This window comes from Knoellia sp. S7-12, assembly GCF_040518285.1.
GTDB lineage: Bacteria > Actinomycetota > Actinomycetes > Actinomycetales > Dermatophilaceae > Knoellia.
Genome location: NZ_CP155449.1, coordinates 2,416,581 through 2,434,137, shown reverse-complemented (window position 1 = coordinate 2,434,137; position 17,557 = coordinate 2,416,581). Strand labels below are relative to the sequence as shown.

The following is a 17,557-nucleotide window of genomic DNA, read 5'->3' as shown; positions in this document are numbered from 1 at the left end:
CGTGAATGGGGTCAGGTGGCGAGAACGCCGATGACCCAGGTGATCGCGATGAGGACTCCGGCGCACAACTCGATGCCCATGCTCATCGCCACGGCGACCAGTGCGCTCTTGGTCCGAGCCCACGCCTGAGCGCGATCACGGCTGCGGCCCTGCTCGACGAGGAAGATCCCCAGCACGAAGCCGATGATGAAGCCGACGATCGGGATGACGAACATCCCGATGATGCCGAGCACGACGGCCAAGAGCAACGTGGACGTCTTCACACCCTGCTGGCGCAGGCGTTTGCCGGGAACCAGGAACTGGATGGCGACGCCGGCGACATAGATCGCGAGACACACCGCGAAGAACGTCCACGCGGTGGCGCCGCCGGTCTCATAGGCCCACAGCAGCACGCCGAGGACGGCGAGCAGCAGGCCGGGGACGACAGGAACGACGATGCCGACGATCCCCACAAAGATGAGGATCGCCGGCACCCAGACGCTGGTGCCCTCCGGCAGGAGGTTCACGTAGGGAGCGTCAGACGTCGATGTCCGCGACGGCGGGCGGCTCCGTCAAACGGTTGGTCTCGTCGGTGATGGCCGCGTGGTCGCGGAGCTTCGGCAGGTGCTCCCGGCCGTGGTGAGCGCAGAAGAGCAGCTCCCCACCGGCGTGGAGCGTCGCCCGAACGTAGGCCTGGGCACCGCAGCGGTCACAGCGGTCCGCAGCGGTCATGGTGGGTGCCAGTGCGGTTGTCACATCGGCCTCCTCGGCTGATCTCGTCAGTGGGCCCACGCGATTACGTGGGCGTCGAGCGTTGTAACAGTCAAACATGCCGAGGTGTTCCTGCGGGGGAGGTCCTCGCGTTGTGACCGATCCGATGCCGACGACACGATCATTCCTCACGTACCTGACAGCGCGCCTCGGCGGGGTCGTCAGACCCCGGAGTTAGCCTGAGCGGGACGCATCACGCACGACGCGATGACACCACCCAGGCGGCATACGCCTCCCGACCCGGCCCCACGCACGAAAACCCGAAGGAACGCATGAGCCCCACGTCCACGGCCAAGAAGGCCGCGACGACCAAGTCCTCGTCCGACTACAGCGCGCACCACCTCCAGGTGCTCGAGGGCCTCGAGGCCGTGCGCAAGCGGCCGGGGATGTACATCGGGTCGACCGACAGCCGCGGTCTCATGCACTGCCTCTGGGAGATCATCGACAACGCCGTCGACGAGGCACTCGGCGGCCACGGCGACCGCATCGAGGTCATCCTCCACAAGGACGGCTCCGTCGAGGTCCGTGACACCGCGCGCGGCATCCCGGTCGACATCGAGCCCCGCACCGGTCTCACCGGCGTCGAGGTCGTCTTCACCAAACTGCACGCCGGTGGCAAGTTCGGCGGCGGGTCCTACACCGCGTCCGGTGGACTTCACGGCGTCGGTGCCTCCGTCGTCAACGCACTGTCGGCCCGTCTCGACGTCGAGGTCGACCGCGGCGGCAACACCTATGCGATGAGCTTCCGGCGCGGTGAGCCGGGCTACTTCCCCGACGTCGTCAGCGCGGACAAGAGCCCGGACCACGAGTTCACGCCCTACGAGCGCACCAGCGAGCTCGCCATCATCGGCAAGGCGAAGCGTGGCGTCACGGGCACCCGCATTCGCTACTGGTCAGACCCGCAGATCTTCATCAAGGACGCCGAGTTCGACTACGAGGGTCTCGTCGCCCGCGCGCGCCAGACCTCGTTCCTCGTCCCCGGACTCACCCTCATGATCCGCGACGAGCGCGCACTGCCGGGGACGGCGGGGGAGAGCGGCCCGCACGAGGAGGTCTTCTTCCACGACGGCGGGATCAGCGAGTTCGCCGAGTTCCTCGCTCCTGACCCTGCGGTCACTGACGTCTGGCGCCTCCGGGGGACCGGCAACTTCACCGAGACCGTGCCCGTTCTCGATTCCAAGGGACACATGTCCCCGCAGGACGTCGAGCGGGAGTGCGAGGTCGATGTCGCGGTCCGCTGGGGCACCGGCTACGACGCCAAGGTGAGCTCGTTCGTCAACATCATCGCGACGCCCAAGGGCGGCACGCACATGGCTGGCTTCGAGCAGGCGCTGCTCAAGGTCTTCCGCAAACAGCTCGAGGTCAACGCCCGCCGCCTCAAGGTCGGCGGCGACAAGGTCGACAAGGACGACATCCTCGCGGGCCTCACGGCGGTCGTGACCGTGCGCCTTGCCGAGCCCCAGTTCGAGGGGCAGACCAAGGAGGTCCTCGGCACCAACGCCGTGCGGGCCATCGTCGGGCGAGTCATCGAGAAGGAGCTCACGGCCAACCTCACGTCGACCAAGCGGGGCGAGAAGCAGCAGGCAGCCATGCTGCTCGAGAAGGTCACCGCCGAGATGAAGTCGCGCATCAGTGCGCGCCTGCACAAGGAGACCCAGCGCAAGAAGAACGCCCTCGAGACCTCCTCGCTGCCAGCCAAGCTCGCGGACTGCCGCAGCAACGACGTCGAGAAGACGGAGCTGTTCATCGTCGAGGGTGACAGCGCCCTCGGCACCGCCAAGCTCGCCCGCAACTCCGACATCCAGGCGCTGCTACCGATCCGCGGCAAGATCCTCAACGTCCAGAAGGCCTCACTGACCGACATGCTCGGCAACGCCGAGTGTGCCGCGATCATCCAGGTCCTGGGCGCCGGTTCTGGTCGTTCGTTCGACGTCGACGCCGCCCGCTACGGCAAAGTCATCATCATGACCGACGCCGATGTCGACGGCGCCCACATCCGCACGCTGCTGCTCACCCTTTTCTTCCGCTACATGCGGCCTCTCGTCGAGGCCGGGCGGGTGTATGCCGCAGTGCCGCCGCTGCACCGCATCGAGGTCGCGGGTGCGGGGGCCCGCAAGGGCGAGCTCATCTATACGTACTCCGAGGGGGAGATGCGCAAGACCGTCGCCTCGCTCACCAAGAAGGGTCGCAACATCAAGCAGCCCATGCAGCGCTACAAGGGGCTCGGCGAGATGGACGCCGACCAACTCGCGGAGACGACGATGGACCCCCACCACCGCATGCTGCGCAAGGTCACCATGGCCGACGCCGAGCAGTCCGAGAACATCTTCGAGCTGCTCATGGGCAACGAAGTCGCACCTCGCCGCGACTTCATCGTCAAGGGCTCGGCCCGGCTCGACAAGGAGCGGATCGACGCCTGAGTCGCAGGAGCGCCTCTTGGCACGCACCCGTGCGACAGAGGCATTCAGCGAAGTCACGGCATACCGGCGCGTTTGCGTTGCCCTGAGGCGTGATCTGGGCCACAGTGGGCCGATACAGGTGCCGGGACTCCGGCGCCCGGACCAGGAGGGCTTGCAGATGAGTGGTCACGTCGACGATCGCGGTGGCACAGGTGTCATCGATGCACCACAGGGCGGGCAGCCAGAGCTCAAGCGGGTCATGGGCCCCAAACTCTTGTTGTTGTTCATCGTCGGAGACATCCTCGGCACCGGTGTCTATGCGCTCACCGGTTCGGTCGCGGGCGAGGTCGGGGGCGCGGCATGGGCACCCTTCCTCGCGGCCTTCATCGTCGCGACGATCACGGCGTTCTCCTACCTCGAGCTCGTGACGAAGTACCCCCAGGCAGCCGGTGCGGCGCTCTATACGCACAAGGCCTTCGGGATCCACTTCATCACCTTCATCATCTGTTTCGCAGTCATGTGCTCGGGCATCACATCCGCCTCGACGGCCTCCAACGCCTTCGCCGGCTTCCTGCGTGACGGGCTCGGCATGAAGGAGCAGTGGCCGGCCGGCTCGACGCCACTGCTGATCATCGCGCTCGGCTTCATGGCTCTCGTGGCGGCGATCAACTTCCGCGGTGTGGGCGAGAGCGTCAAGGCCAACGTCGTGCTCACCATGGTGGAGCTGTCCGGTCTGCTCCTGGTCATCTTCATCGGCCTGTATGCCGTGACGCAGGGCCAGGCCGACTTCTCCCGGACCGTGGTGTTCGACAGTCCGAGCGACAAGAGCACGTTCTTTGCGATCACCGCCGCGACATCGCTGGCGTTCTTCGCGATGGTCGGCTTCGAGGACTCGGTCAACATGGCCGAGGAGACCCACGATCCCGCCAAGAACTTCCCGAAGATGATGCTCGCGGGTCTCGGCATCACCGGCGTCATCTATGTCCTCGTGTCCATCACCGCCGTGGCTCTTGTGCCCGTCGGGACTCTGGCAAATCCGGATGAGGGATCGGCGCTGGTCCAGGTCGTTGCCGCGGGCGCTCCGAACTTCCCGTTCGACAAGGTGTTCCCCTTCATCGGCATGTTCGCGGTGGCCAACTCGGCGCTCATCAACATGCTCATGGCGAGTCGGCTCCTCTACGGCATGTCCAAGCAGGAGGTCCTGCCACCCTTCCTCGGCAAGGTCCACGCGACCCGCCGCACCCCTTGGGCAGCCATCCTCTTCACCACGGCGATCGCCTTCGGTCTGATCATCTATGTGGTGCGTGCCAACGGAAGCGAGTCGGGTGCCAGCACCGTCACCCTCCTCGGCGGCACGACAGCTCTGCTGCTGCTGTGCGTCTTCACGGTCGTCAATATCGCCGTGCTCGTGTTGCGGCGCGATCCGGTGGAGCACAAGCACTTCACGGCGCCGTCGGTTCTGCCCTATTTGGGTGCGGCGCTGTGTGCGTTCCTCGCCGGGCCGTGGGCGCGCAGCGAGGCCCAGCAGGAGCAATACAAGATCGCGGGCGGACTGCTCGCCGTCGGCGTCGTCCTGTGGGCCATCACCTGGCTCGCCAACCGGTTCTTCTTCGCCAAGAAGACCTACATGCGTGACCCGGAGGAGCTCGGCGACCCCGACCACGAGCACCACTGAGTCCCAGTCGCCAGACAGAGAAATCCCCGCTTGCCTTCACGGCCGGCGGGGATTTCTCTTGACTCAGGCACTGAGAGGGGGTGCGGTGCTGTGTCGCACGATGAGTTCTGTGGGTACGACGACCTCACTGCAGCGACCGCCGGGGCCGTCCACGCCCAAGGCTCGCAGCAGGATCTCGGCAGCCTCACGCCCTTGTGCCGCGACGTCCTGGCGAACCGTGGTGAGGCCGAGGACATTGCTGAGGACGTGATCGTCGACGCCGATGATCGAGAGGTCCTCCGGGATGCGCAGGCCCTCGGCTCTCGCCGATGCCATCGCGCCGATCGCCATCTCGTCGGAGGCGGCGGCCAGCGCGGTCGGTCGGTCGGAGGAGGCGAGGAGGGTGCGTGTGTCCGCCGCCGCGCTGTCGGCGGTCCAGTCCGACTCGAGGATCCAGTGCTGGCGCTCAGGAAGCCGGTGCGCGCGCATGACGTCGCGGAACGCATCGAGGCGAGCCTGAGGAGTCTGGATGTGGGCCGCGTTGGATGGCACCGTGCCGACGTAGGCGATGCGTTCGTGCCCCAGCGAGACCAGGTGCTCGGTGGCCGTCCGCATCGCAAGATCCTCGTCGATCCGCACGTTGGGCCGGTTCGCTACCGGGGTGCCGATGGCGACGAGCGGCAGGCCGAGGCGGTCAACGAGCTCGAGCTCCTGCTCGGTCAGCGGCAGGTTGAGGGTGATGACGCCGTCGACGCGCTTCCACAGCATGTTCTGCGACAGGGGAAGGCGCTGGTCGTAGGTGTCATCCTCGAGGTCGAACAGCAGCACGTGGTGGCCGTGCTGACGCAGGGTCTTCTCGATGGAACTCACCAGTGTCGCGAAGAACCACCGGGTGAGGAACGGCGCCACGACCCCGACGACCTGCGTGCGTCCGGACGCCAGCGACGTCGCCGTGGGGCTGGCCACGTAGTCGAGCTCGGTGGCGACCTTGAGGACCCGTTCGCGGGTGCGCGGGCTCACCCGGTCGAGTCCGCGAAGTGCGCGAGAGACCGTGGCCACAGAGACCCCGGCCTCCCGCGCAACATCCGTGATCGTGCTCATCCGCCGTCGGCGGTCTGGAGCAGGCATGTCAGCCCTTCGTACCTCCGGCGAGGAGGCCTCGGACGAAGTAACGCTGCAACGCGAGGAACACCGCCACCGGCAGGGCGATGGACACGAAGGCAGCCGCAGACAGGAGATACCACCTGTTGCCCAATGTGCCGCTGATGGTGTTGAGGAACATCGTCAACGGTGCCAGGTCGGGCTTGCCACCGAACATCGCCAGCGCCACGAGCAGGTCGTTCCACACCCAGAGGAACTGGAAGATGCCGAACGAGGCCAGCGCCGGAGCGATCAGGGGCAGGAGCACCTGGAAGAAGATGCGCACGTGCCCCGCGCCGTCGACCCGGGCTGCCTCGAGCAGCGATGCCGGGATCTCCTTCATGAAGTTGTGCAGGAGGAAGACAGCGAGGGGCAACGAGAAGGCAGTGTGCGACAGCCACACTGACCAGTACGACCCGCCGAGGCCGATGTCCTGGTACATCGTGACAAGGGGCAGCAGAGCGACCTGCAACGGCACGATCTGCAGGGCGAACACAGCGACGAACAGGGCGTTCTTGAAGGGGAAGTCGATCCACGCGAAGGCGTAAGCGGCGAGCGACGCGAGCAAGAGGGGCAGCAGGACCGACGGGATGACGATGACGAGGGAGTTGACGAAGAAGTCGGTCAGGGGAAGCTGACCTTCGGCGCCGTTGAGGACGCCCTTGTAGTTGTCGAGGGTGAAGCCGCCGCCGGTGAGGGCGTGCCACCACCCTGTCTCCTGGATGTCTCCCTGCTTGCGGAAGCTCGTGACGAACAACCCGAATGTCGGAATCGTCCACAGGGCCGCCATGACGACGGCGAAGACCGAGGCCCAGCGCGAGGACACGGCCCGGGCGGCATTGCCCGCCGCGGACTTGCGCTTCTTGGACTTGTGGCCGGCGTCGGCGACCGCGGTGTCGGCGACCGAGGCCGGGACGGGTGCTGGAGTCATGGTGCTCATCAGGCGTCCTTCCGGAGCTGGATCACGTTGAACACGATGATCGGTGAGACGAGCAGGAAGATCACGATCGCGATCGCCGCTCCGAGCCCTGGCTCCTGCGTGACGAAGGAGCGGTTGTAGAACTCGTTGGCCAGGACCGAGTCGCCCAGCTTGCCGCCGCTCGACGCCTGAACGATGTCGAACGCCTTGAGAGTGGCGATGCCGATCGTCGTGAGCACGACGATGACCGACGTGCGGATGCTTGGCAGCGTGATGAACCGGAACATCTTCATCCCCGAGACACCGTCCATGTTGGCGGCCTCGAGGATCTCGTCGGGGATCGCCTTGATGGCCGCCGAGAGAATGGTCATGGCGAAGCCGACCTGGACCCAGATCATGATGGCGATCAGGGCGAACGTGTTGCCCGGCGCGTTGCCCAGGAAGTCGACGGGGTCCATGCCGAGCTTGGTGATGATCGAGTTGAGCAGGCCCACCTGGTCGGCCGACGGGTCACCGATGAAGTAGTAGACGAACTTCCAGATCAGCGTCGCGCCGACCAAGGAAATGGCCATCGGGAGGAAGATCAGCGCCTTGGCCACGGCCTCGCCCTTCGCGCGATCGATCATGAGGGCGTAGGCCAGGCCCAGGCCTGTCGCGAGAAGGGGAACGAGGACGACCCAGAAGAGGGTGTTGCGGAACACGTCGGGAAGTCCCGGGGTGGTCCACAACCTCCCGAAGTTGTCCAGCCCGACGAACTCGCCACGGGTCCTTGCCGTGCCGAAGTTCAGGTCGAAGAACTTGCCGTCGTAGAAGGCTCGACGGATCGTGAGGATGAACGGGTAGATCAACGCGATGGAAATGAAGATCAGGGTTGGGCCGACAAAGGCAGCGGCCTGGATCTTCTCTCCGAGACGACCGTTGAAGAGCGAAGCAAGGAGCAGGATGCCGAGGAAAACAGCGCTGAAAACGACGATACCCAGCAGGAGCGTCAAGAGTTTTCCGCTGTTGCTGTCAGTCGATATGGCCGTGAACGAGGTTACGAGCATGTCACCTCCTGAAGAACGGGGGCGCCAGCGGGTGAGGCGAGGCAGCGTGCCCCGCCTCACCCACTGAGGCCATGGAGTGGTGAGTCAACTGCTGGTTACTTGGCCGGCCAGGACTTCTCGATGTTGCCGAGAGTGGTCGCGTCGTCCTGACCCTTGATCCAGTTGGTCATCTCCGACCAGAAGGAGCCTGCACCGACTGCCGAAGGCATCATGTCGGAGCCATCGAAGCGGAAGACGGAAGCCGGGTCCTGGAGGATCTCGGCCGACTGCTGGTCGATCGGGGAGACCAGGTTGGCCGGGTCGAGCTCCTTGTTGGCGCTCACCCATCCACCACTGGTCGTGGCCTTGGCCTTGGCGTTGGCCCACTCGGGCGATGCCAGGTAGGCCGCGAAGGCCTTGACCTCGGGAGCGTCACGGAACGTGCCCACGAACTCGCCACCGCCCAGCACCGGCTTGCTGGAGGCGTCGACCGACGGCAGGTAGAACGCCCAGGCGTCGCCGTCCTCGGCGACCTTGGTGCCCTTGGGGAAGTTCGCCGCGTAGAACGAGGCCTGGCGGTGCATGAAGCACTTGCCCGTGAGGATCGGCTGTCCACCGTCCTGGAAGATGGTGGTCGCGATCGTCGACGGTGCTCCGAAGCCACCATTGCTGAACTTGGGGTCCTTGAGGATCGCGGCGTCCTTGCCGAGGGCTTCGATGACCTTCGGGTCGTTGAAGGGGATCTTGTGCTCGACCCACTGGTCGTACACGTCCTTGCCAGCCGTGCGCAGGATCGTGTCCTCGAGCCAGTCGGTGCCCGGCCATCCGGTGGCGGTGCCCGAGCCGAATCCGGCACACCACGGCTTGGCGGCTGGGTTGTCCGCGGCGATCTTCTCGGTGAGTGTCATCATCTCGTCCCACGTCTTGGGGATCGTGTAGCCCTTGGCCGTGAAGGCCTTCGGGGAGTACCAGACGTAGGACTTCACGTTGGCGCCCAGCGGTGCCGCGTAGAGCTCACCGTCGACGGAGCCGTACTTGCGCCAGTCAGGCCCGAAGTACTTGTCGACCGAGTCGCTGACGGTCTTCGAGGCCGGGATGGCCTTGCCGGTGTCAACCATGGTCGTGAGTAGGCCCGGCTGCGGGATGAACGCGATGTCCGGGAGGTTGCCGCTCTGGGCGCGCTGCGGAAGGTTCTTCTCGAAGTCCTTGTCACCTTCGTACTTGACGGTGACGCCGGTGCACTCTTCGAAAGGCTTGTACGACTCCTTGTGCGGCGCGTCCTCGGGGGTGACGATCGAGGTGTAGATGCTGACCGTCTTGCCCGTGAGTTCGGACTTCATGTCACACCACTTGGAGTAGTCCTTGGTGTCCTCGGCGGCGGCCGTGCCGCCGTCTGAGTCGTCGCCGCCTCCACCACATGCGGTGATGCTGAGCGAGATCGCTGCAATGCCAGTGAGGGCCATCACCTTGCGACGTTGTGATTTGTGGGCCATGCCCGCCTCCATCTATTCAAGGGGCGCGCCGGGGCCAGTCTCTGCCCTCGACGCTGAGGTGATCCGTCTGGAAGTGTAAAAGCGGTTACATGGCCAGCGGAACGGTTTCCCCACGATTGACCGGTCACGATCCCGTAACGCGGTCGACAGGTGTGGACGGACGGCATGCGCCGGTATGCCGCCCGCTCACCTTCGCGAGGTCAGTGCGTCGACGATGTGTTGCGGGCCCCATCCGCGAGGGGGCGCGCAACAGTGCAGGTCAGGCGGGTGCGGCGCCGATGCCGGTGATTACGGCGGACCCCTGGACGCCCGAGCCATCACGCCGGCCGGTCGCCTCGGGCAGCTCGAGGGCGACGCCGCCGGCGCCACTCGCACGTGCAGGTGTGGCGCCGACCCAGGCGACGACAAGCGTGTCCTCGCCCTTGAGGAACCGGTGGGCGCGCACACCGCCGGTGCCGCGGCCCTTGCTGGGGTACTCGGACAAGGGGGTGGCCTTGATCGCGCCCGGTTGAGTCCCGGGCAGGGCGTCGGCGGACCCGCTGGCCGTGACGACGACAGCGTCACGGGCCGGGTCGACGACGCCGAAGAATGCGGCCCGCTCGCCGGTGGTGACACGCACGCCGGCGATCCCGCCTCCGGTGCGACCCTGCGGCCGGACCGCGCTCGCCGGGAACCGCAGCAGCTGGGCGTCGGACGTGACGAAGACGAGGTCCTCGTCACCGGTCACGACCTGGCCGGCCCCGACGACGGTGTCGCCGTCCTTGAGCGAGATGACCTCCCAGTCATGGGACTTGGGCTGGTCGGCGGTGACGCGCTTGACGATCCCTTGGGCGGTGCCGAGGGCGAGACCTGGACCGTCGGGGTCGAGGGAGACGATGGTGATCGGCTCCTCGCCGCGGGGCAGGTCGACATAGGCCGCCAACGGCGCACCACCCGACAGGCTCGGCGCACCACCCAGTGGCGGCAACGTCGGCAGCTCGAGGGCGCTGATCCGGATCATCCGACCGCGGCTCGTCACGAGACCGACCTCGCCGCGCACGGTCGTGCGCACCGCGGCGATGACGGCGTCGTGCTTGGCACGCGGACCCTCCGACGGGATGGGGTCATCGGTCGAGGTGCGGGCGAGCAGACCGGTCGAGGAGAGCAGGACCCAGCACGGGTCGTCGCTCACCTCGAGGGGAGCGGCGGCGCTCACCGGGTTGCCGGCGGACTCGAGGAGCACGGTGCGACGCGGCGTGCCGAACTTCTTGGCGACCTCGGCGAGCTCGCTCGACACGGTCCTGTGGAGCAGCTTCTCGTCGCCGAGGATCAGCTCGAGCTCCTCGATCTGCCTCTGGAGGTCGTCGCGCTGGGTCTCGAGGTCGAGGCGCGAGAACTTCGTCAGGCGGCGCAGCTGCAGCTCGAGGATGTAGTTGGCCTGGAGCTCGCTGAGGTCGAAGACGCTGATGAGTCGAGAGCGCGCAGTCGCCGTATCGTCGCTGGTGCGAATGAGCTGGATGACCTCGTCGATGTCGAGGATCGCGATGAGCAGGCCGAGGACGAGGTGGAGCTGCTCCTGGGCCTTGCGCAAGCGATACGACGTGCGTCGCCGCATGACATCAATGCGGAACTCGACGTAGTGGCGCAGGAGGTCCTTGAGACCGAGCGTCTGCGGCTGGCCGTCGACGAGGGCTACGGCGTTGATGCCGAACGAGTCCTCCATCGGCGTGAGCTTGAAGAGCTGCTCGAGCACCGCCTCGGGGTTGAAGCCGTTCTTGACTTCGATGACCATCCGCAGCCCGTGCTTGCGGTCGGTGAGGTCCTTGACGTCGCTGATGCCCTGGAGCTTCTTGCCCTGGACAAGTGTCTTCATCCGGTCGATGACCTTCTCGGCACCCACGAGGTAGGGGAGCTCGGTGACGACGATGCCCGACTTGCGCGGAGTGAGCTTCTCGATGCGGGTGGTGGCCCGGGTCTTGAAGCTGCCCTTGCCGGTGAGGTAGGCGTCACGGATGCCGTCGAGGCCGACGATCTTGCCGCCGAGAGGAAGGTCCGGCCCCGGGACGAACTTCATGAGGTCGTCGAGGCTGCAGTCGGGATGGGCGATGAGGTGCCGGGCCGCACCGATGACCTCGACGAGGTTGTGCGGCGGCATGCTCGTCGCGAAGCCGACCGCGATGCCGCTGACGCCGTTGACGAGGAGGTTGGGGTAGGCCGCGGGCAGGACGCCGGGCTGGAGCAGCTGGTCGTCGTAGTTGGGGACGTAGTCGACGGTGTCCTCATCGAGCCCCGTCGTCATCACGAGCGCGGCCGGCGCGAGGCGGGCCTCGGTGTAGCGCGAGGCTGCCGGGCCGTCGTCGAGCGAGCCGAAGTTGCCGTGGCCGTCGACGAGGGGGAGTCGCATCGTGAACGGCTGGGCCATGCGCACGAGCGCGTCATAGATCGCGGTGTCACCGTGCGGGTGGTACTTGCCCATGACGTCGCCGACGACGCGGGAGGACTTCACGTGGCCACGGTCGGGGCGCAGGCCCATCTCGCTCATCGAGTACAGGATGCGGCGCTGCACCGGCTTGAGGCCGTCGCGCACGTCCGGGAGCGCTCGCGAGTGGATGACCGACACGGAGTACTCGAGGAAGGCGTTCTGCATCTCGAGCCCAACATCAATATCGACGATGTTGCCGTTGCTGTCGGCGATCTCTTCGGCGTCTCCAGTGGGGGAGTTGGTGCGCTTTGCCATGGTGTGGCGGTCTACCTCAGGTCGGGTCGGTGCCTCTCGGACACGCGTTGCGTTCGATCACTGCATCTTCCCTCAGCCCTCTGACGTGTCCGCGGCCGACTCGCCGAACCGGCCCAGGTGCAGCACGTCACGCAGGGCACGGCGCCCACGCTTGAGCGAGGGGCTGGTGACCCGTTGCGCCTCGTGACCCACAGCGATGACGCCGATGATCCGCCGACCGGGCGGGACGGCATACGCCGCTTTGAGTTCGTCGTGACGTGCCGCAGGCACGCCGAAGAACAACGCACCCAGATCGGCATCGACGGCGCCGAGGAGGACGATCATCGCCGCCATCGCCGCGTCCGTGTCCCAATAGGGAATGGGCCAGCGGTCGAGGGAGCGATCCGTCCAACCCTTGTCCGGTTCGGCATACCGATCCAGGTATGCCGTGGGGTCGGTGAGCATGAGCAGCAGGACGGGCGCTGCCGAGACACCGCGCAGCCAGGCACTCTGCTCACCTTCGCGCTCGCGGGTCACCTCCCAGAAGCGTGCCCTGTCCTGCGCGTCGATGAGGGCGAGGACGTCCCACCCCTGAGTGTGTCCGGCGCTCGGCGCGCGCTGGGCGAGGCGGACGAGTTGGCGCACGGTGTCGAGGGGGACGCCACGGGCTGGGTCGAAGCGTCGGACCATGCGCCTTCGCGACACCGCGTCGATGAGATCCATGGTGGTCATCGTGCCGTGCCACGATGGGCGCATGAGCGAGGACGTCGATCTCCCGCCGGGCTACCCGGTGCAGTGGGAGGCCGATGTCGTGCTCCGTGACGGGAGCGTCGGCCATCTGCGTCCGATCCTGCCCAGCGACGAGGACGGGCTCCATGCCTTCCACGCCAAGCAGTCCGAGGAGTCCATCTACCTGCGGTTCTTCGCGCCGTTGCGCCGGCTGTCCGACAAGGACGTCCACCGGTTCACCCACGTCGACTACTACGACCGGGTCGCCCTTGTCCTCACCGTGCGTGACGAGATCTTCGGGATCGGCCGCTACGACCGCACCGAACCGGCCTCGGCCGAGGTCGCGTTCAACGTCAGTGACCTCTACCAGGGCCGAGGGGTCGGGTCGGTCCTGCTCGAGCACCTCGCGGCCATTGCCCAGGAGTTCGGGATCACCCGCTTCACGGCCGAAGTGCTGCCGCAGAACCGCAAGATGCTCACGGTCTTCTCGGAGGCCGGCTACGAAGTGAGCCGCAAGGTGGAGGACGGCGTCGTCGCGCTGCACTTCGACATCGAGCCGACCGACCGGTCCAAGGCCGTCGCGATGTCGCGAGAGCACCGCGCCGAAGCAATCAGCGTCAACCGGATGCTCCGGCCACGGACCGTGGCCGTCATCGGGGCGGGCCGATCGCCCGAGTCCATGGGGCACCACTTCCTCAAGAACCTTTTGGAGGGTGGCTTCACCGGGGAGGCACACCCAGTCAACCGCAACGCCAAGAAGATCCTCGGGCGCAAGGCGTACGACACGATCGGTGACGTCCCCGGACGTGTCGACCTTGCCGTGATCGCCGTTCCTGCTGACAAGGTGCTCAAGGTCGTCGACGAATGCGCTGCCGCGGATGTCGACGCCCTGCTCATCGTCAGCGCAGGCTTCGGCGAGGGCGGGGGAGAAGGTGGTGACGAGCTCCAGGCGGAGCTCGTCCGCAGCGCGCGTGGCTCGGGGATGCGCATCGTCGGACCCAACTCCTTCGGGCTCATCAACACCCATCCGGAGTTCTCGCTCAACGCCTCGCTGTCGCCGACGATGCCCAAGGTCGGCCACCTTGGCCTCTTCGCCCAGTCGGGCGCGCTGGGCATCGCGGTCCTGGCATCGGCGGCCCGCCGCAACCTCGGGATCTCGTCGTTCGGGTCGGCCGGCAACCGCGTCGACGTGTCCGGCAACGACTTCATGCAGTACTGGATCGACGACGAGGAAACCCACACGGTCGGGCTCTATCTCGAGTCCATGGGCAACCCACGCAAGTTCTCACGCATCGCCCGCAACCTCGGTCGGATCAAGCCGGTCATCGTCGTCCAGTCCGGTGTCTCGGCCTATGGCACGCCCCCCGGGCACCGCGTGCGACGCACCAAGGTCCGCCCGGCGGTCTTCGGGGCGATGCTGCGCCAAGCCGGCTGCATCCGCGTCTCCAACGTGCACCAGATGTTCGACGTGGCCCAGCTCGTCGTCCACCAGCCCTTGCCCGCCGGTCGACGGGTCGCGATCATCGGCAACTCCTCGGCGTTGGGTGCCCTCTCGGCCGGCGCCGTGGCGGGTCGCGGGCTCACCGTCACCCACGGACCCGTGAACCTCCCGTCCGAGGCCACGGCCGAGCAGTTCCGGGAGGCACTCACCAAGGCGTTCACCGACCCCGACGTCGACTCTGTGCTCACGTGCTTCATCCCACCGATCGTCGCCCACGACGAAGACGTCACCGAGGCTGTTCGTGCGGCCGCCCGTGGCTCTGAAAAGACCTGTGTCGCAACCTTCCTCGGCATGCGCGGCGTCGACGCGTCCACCCACATGTACGAGGGCGGCACCGGTCAGGCCATCCCGATCTATGCGATGCCGGAGGACGCGGCATACGCGCTCGCCAAGGCGACGAAGTACGCCGAGTGGCGCAACAAGGACCACGGCGTTCCCGTGGCACCAGCTGGCATCAACCGACGCGTCGCGGAGGACGTCGTCCAGACCGTTCTGTCGGTCAGTCCGGAAGGACGCCGACTGGACCCCGACGAGACCTCCGCACTGCTCACGGCATACGGGATCGAGGTCTGGCCCTCACGTCGGGCGGCGACAGTCGAAGAGGCCGTCGACGCTGCCGAGGACATCGGCTACCCCGTCGTGCTCAAGTCCACGGCACCGATGCTGCGCCACCAGGGAGGGGTGACCGGCGTGCGCGTCGACCTCGGGACGGAGCAGTCAGTGCGTGAGGCCTGGGCGTCGTTGAACGAGCGCCTTTCGCCGCTGGCCGCCGGACAGCTCGAAGTGCAACGGATGGCGACACCCGGGGTGGCGTGCGTCGTCACCGCGGATGAGGACCCGCTCTTCGGGCCGGTCGTCAGCTTTGGTGTCGCCGGGTTGCCCACCGAACTCCTCGACGACATCGCCCACCGCATCCCGCCGCTCACCGATGTCGCGGTCTCCGAGCTGATCTCCTCGGTCAAGGCCGCTCCCGTCCTCCACGGTCACCGGGGTTCCACGCCGGTGCACCGTGCCGCCTTGGCCGACCTCATCGCCCGCGTGTCGGTCATCAGCGACGACATGCCCGAGATCGCGTCCCTGCGCCTCAACCCGGTCAACGCCCACCCCGGCGGGGTGGAGGTCCTCGGAGCCGAGGTGACCGTCGCGCCGATGGCCCGGCGCACCGATCCGGGACGGCGCTCGCTCACCTGAGCGCGTGGACGGATCGGCGCTGACCCGTGCAACGACGGGCGCTGAGGGGTGCGACGACAGGCGCTGACCTGTGGACAGGCAGGCAGCGCTCGGGCAGTGCGGCAGAATGGCGACATGATGCGATCGTTCGACGTCCCCACCCTGCCGGTGGACCTCACTGCGGCGATCGAGCGAGCCGGTTACTACCCGGCGCTTGTCGGGGATGTGGTCGCCGCAGCACTCGCCGGGGAGCAGGTGCGTTCACACCTTGTCCACCTCGAGACGACCTTCGACCGCGACGTCATCCGTCGTCACGTCACCGTCCTCGTGCTCACCCCTTCGCGGCTCGTGATCGCGCACGCCGACGATCACGCCGATGAGGCTGCCGGCGCAGGTGTCACTGACGGCGTGGGGGTCGGTGGCGCCGGTGTTGACGATGACATCGATGCTGTCGTCGCCGGTGGGCCGGAGGTCGCCACGGCGACGACCGAGAGCATCCCGCTGTCCGCGGTGCGTGGCGTCATGCTCACACACGTCGTCGCCGACCCGCAGCACTACGTTCCCGGATCCCTCGGACGTGAGTTGACCCTGACGCTCGGCTGGGGCGCGGTGAGTCGCGTTGACCTGCTGCCCGCCACCTGTGGTGACCCCGGGTGCGACGCCGACCACGGCTACGACGGCACGATCTCCAGCGACGACATCGCGCTGCGCGTGTCGGCGACAGCAGACGGCGACGTGGCGCTCCAGCAGGCGATCGCCTTCGCCCACGCGCTCTCGGGCTCGCTCGGCCAGTGACCGAACCCGAGACCGAACCCGGGGCCCACGAGCCACAGGGTGAACTGCAGGGGGAACCCCGCAAACCACGCAAGCCGCGCCACTCACGCACGGGCCGCGCAACGGCATACCCGGCTCCGAAGGCTTTGACCGCTCCGGCGGCTCGGAAACTGCCGGGAGTTCCGGCGCCGGCCTACGCCGAGGGTGGCCTCAGCGACGTCCTCCCCTCGATCGCCGCGTCGATCGGTGTCCCCGGGGGCGGTGCGCCGCGATGGGCCCTCCCGCCGGCGCGCAGTGCCGTGGTGGTGCTGGTCGACGGACTGGGCTACGACCTCCTGCGGCGCCGCGGTGGACATGCTCCCTGGCTGCGTTCCCTCTTCGCTGACGGACGGCGGGTGGTCAGCGGCTTCCCGTCGACGACGGCGTCCTCCATGGGGTCGTTCGGCACGGGACTCGTGCCCGGGACACACGGCATGCTCGGCTACGAAGTGCTCGTTCCGGGTGAGGACCGACTCCTCAACGAACTGTCGTGGGAGGACGGACCTGTCCCCGAGCGGTGGCAGCCGCGAGCGACGTGGTTCGAGAAGGCTGCTGCGGCCGGGATCGACGTCATGCGCACAGGGCCGGCCTTCTTCGACGGGTCAGGGCTCACCCGCGCTGCACTCCGGGGTGGACGGTTCGTCGCAGCGAAGGAGCTCGACGCGCGCGTCGACGCGACCCTGGCCCACGCGCGCTCGCAACCGGCGACCCTGACCTATCTCTACTGGGGAGATCTCGACAAGGTTGGACACGTTCACGGCTGCGAGTCGTGGCAGTGGGGAGACGAGCTCGAGACCATCGACCGGGCCCTCGCACGCCTCGCTGACGGGCTACCGACGGACTGCTCGCTCACGATCACTGCCGACCACGGCATGGTGGACGTGCCCATGGCCAACCGGATCGACGTCGCCCATGACGCCGAGCTCGCGGCCGGGGTGCGCCACACGGGGGGAGAGGCGCGCGCACCCCAGCTCTACTGCGAGGCGGGCGCTGCCGAGGACGTGCTGGCCACGTGGCGGGCTCGCATCGGCGATTTCGCCTGGGTGTTCTCGCGTGACGAAGCCGTCGGCACAGGGCTGTTCGGGTCGGTGCGTGACGAGCACCTCGCCCGCATCGGGGACGTCGTCGTGGCCATGCGCGACGCCCACGCTGTCGTCGACTCCCGCTATCAACGGCCGGAGCTGTTGGCCCTGATCGGGCTGCACGGTTCGCTCACCGACGACGAAGTGCCCGTGCCGATGTTCCATGTCGCCCCGAAGTCGTTCTAGG

Annotated in this window: 13 protein-coding genes; 5 read left to right on the top strand and 8 right to left on the bottom strand. The window is 67.2% G+C overall.

The window, feature by feature from the left end:
* Window positions 1-11: 11 nt before the first annotated feature.
* Complete coding sequence (locus tag V6K52_RS11710) at window positions 12-506, bottom strand: DUF456 domain-containing protein (RefSeq protein ID WP_353950290.1); 495 nt, start codon at window positions 504-506, stop codon at window positions 12-14.
* A 10-nt stretch (window positions 507-516) separates the two neighbouring features.
* Complete coding sequence (locus tag V6K52_RS11705; protein ID WP_353950289.1) at window positions 517-735, bottom strand: hypothetical protein; 219 nt, start codon at window positions 733-735, stop codon at window positions 517-519.
* Window positions 736-1,022: 287 nt separating this feature from the next.
* On the opposite strand from V6K52_RS11705, the gene V6K52_RS11700 reads away from it, so the two are divergent.
* Both V6K52_RS11700 and V6K52_RS11695 read left to right on the top strand, forming a co-directional pair.
* Window positions 1,023-3,170 (top strand): DNA topoisomerase IV subunit B, encoded by a 2,148-nt coding sequence (locus V6K52_RS11700; RefSeq protein WP_353950288.1) that lies wholly within the window; start codon window positions 1,023-1,025, stop codon window positions 3,168-3,170.
* A gap of 157 nt (window positions 3,171-3,327) precedes the next feature.
* Entirely contained in the window at window positions 3,328-4,824 is a 1,497-nt protein-coding gene (locus V6K52_RS11695; RefSeq protein ID WP_353950287.1) for an APC family permease, read from the top strand.
* Between the two features lie 63 nt (window positions 4,825-4,887).
* Here V6K52_RS11695 and V6K52_RS11690 read toward each other — a convergent pair whose 3' ends face one another.
* From V6K52_RS11690 to V6K52_RS11665, 6 genes are all read right to left on the bottom strand, one after another.
* On the bottom strand, window positions 4,888-5,931 hold the full coding sequence (locus V6K52_RS11690) for a LacI family DNA-binding transcriptional regulator (protein WP_353950286.1): 1,044 nt from the start codon (window positions 5,929-5,931) through the stop codon (window positions 4,888-4,890).
* A gap of 1 nt (window position 5,932) precedes the next feature.
* Window positions 5,933-6,883 (bottom strand): carbohydrate ABC transporter permease, encoded by a 951-nt coding sequence (locus V6K52_RS11685; RefSeq protein WP_353950285.1) that lies wholly within the window; start codon window positions 6,881-6,883, stop codon window positions 5,933-5,935.
* Window positions 6,883-7,908 carry a sugar ABC transporter permease gene (locus tag V6K52_RS11680; protein WP_353950284.1) on the bottom strand — a complete coding sequence of 342 codons (1,026 nt, stop codon included), beginning with the start codon at window positions 7,906-7,908 and terminating at the stop codon, window positions 6,883-6,885. Before V6K52_RS11680 ends, V6K52_RS11685 begins: the two co-directional genes overlap by 1 nt.
* Before the next feature lie 95 nt (window positions 7,909-8,003).
* Window positions 8,004-9,380: an ABC transporter substrate-binding protein gene (locus V6K52_RS11675; RefSeq protein WP_353950283.1), complete on the bottom strand. Its 1,377-nt coding sequence runs from the start codon at window positions 9,378-9,380 to the stop codon at window positions 8,004-8,006.
* A 259-nt stretch (window positions 9,381-9,639) separates the two neighbouring features.
* Entirely contained in the window at window positions 9,640-12,096 is a 2,457-nt protein-coding gene (locus V6K52_RS11670) for a DNA topoisomerase IV subunit A (RefSeq protein ID WP_353950282.1), read from the bottom strand.
* A gap of 72 nt (window positions 12,097-12,168) precedes the next feature.
* Window positions 12,169-12,798, bottom strand: a complete 630-nt coding sequence (locus V6K52_RS11665; protein WP_353950281.1) for a nitroreductase family protein — start codon at window positions 12,796-12,798, stop codon at window positions 12,169-12,171.
* 31 nt (window positions 12,799-12,829) lie between these two features.
* Here V6K52_RS11665 and V6K52_RS11660 point away from each other — a divergent pair, with 31 nt between their 5' ends.
* From V6K52_RS11660 to V6K52_RS11650, 3 genes are all read left to right on the top strand, one after another.
* The gene (locus V6K52_RS11660; RefSeq protein WP_353950280.1) at window positions 12,830-15,496 is read left to right on the top strand and encodes a GNAT family N-acetyltransferase; all 2,667 of its coding nucleotides are present in this window, start codon (window positions 12,830-12,832) and stop codon (window positions 15,494-15,496) included.
* A 114-nt stretch (window positions 15,497-15,610) separates the two neighbouring features.
* Entirely contained in the window at window positions 15,611-16,270 is a 660-nt protein-coding gene (locus tag V6K52_RS11655; protein WP_353950279.1) for a DUF5998 family protein, read from the top strand.
* 149 nt (window positions 16,271-16,419) lie between these two features.
* Entirely contained in the window at window positions 16,420-17,556 is a 1,137-nt protein-coding gene (locus V6K52_RS11650) for a nucleotide pyrophosphatase/phosphodiesterase family protein (RefSeq protein WP_353953769.1), read from the top strand.
* Window position 17,557 lies beyond the last annotated feature (1 nt).

Coding starts and splice junctions, on each gene's coding strand:
- V6K52_RS11700 (WP_353950288.1), top strand. CDS start 1,023: ATGAGCCCCACGTCCACGGCCAAGAAGGCCGCGACGACCAAGTCCTCG.
- V6K52_RS11695 (WP_353950287.1), top strand. CDS start 3,328: ATGAGTGGTCACGTCGACGATCGCGGTGGCACAGGTGTCATCGATGCA.
- V6K52_RS11690 (WP_353950286.1), bottom strand. CDS start 5,931: ATGCCTGCTCCAGACCGCCGACGGCGGATGAGCACGATCACGGATGTT.
- V6K52_RS11685 (WP_353950285.1), bottom strand. CDS start 6,883: ATGAGCACCATGACTCCAGCACCCGTCCCGGCCTCGGTCGCCGACACC.
- V6K52_RS11680 (WP_353950284.1), bottom strand. CDS start 7,908: ATGCTCGTAACCTCGTTCACGGCCATATCGACTGACAGCAACAGCGGA.
- V6K52_RS11675 (WP_353950283.1), bottom strand. CDS start 9,380: ATGGCCCACAAATCACAACGTCGCAAGGTGATGGCCCTCACTGGCATT.
- V6K52_RS11670 (WP_353950282.1), bottom strand. CDS start 12,096: ATGGCAAAGCGCACCAACTCCCCCACTGGAGACGCCGAAGAGATCGCC.
- V6K52_RS11665 (WP_353950281.1), bottom strand. CDS start 12,798: ATGGATCTCATCGACGCGGTGTCGCGAAGGCGCATGGTCCGACGCTTC.
- V6K52_RS11660 (WP_353950280.1), top strand. CDS start 12,830: ATGAGCGAGGACGTCGATCTCCCGCCGGGCTACCCGGTGCAGTGGGAG.
- V6K52_RS11655 (WP_353950279.1), top strand. CDS start 15,611: ATGATGCGATCGTTCGACGTCCCCACCCTGCCGGTGGACCTCACTGCG.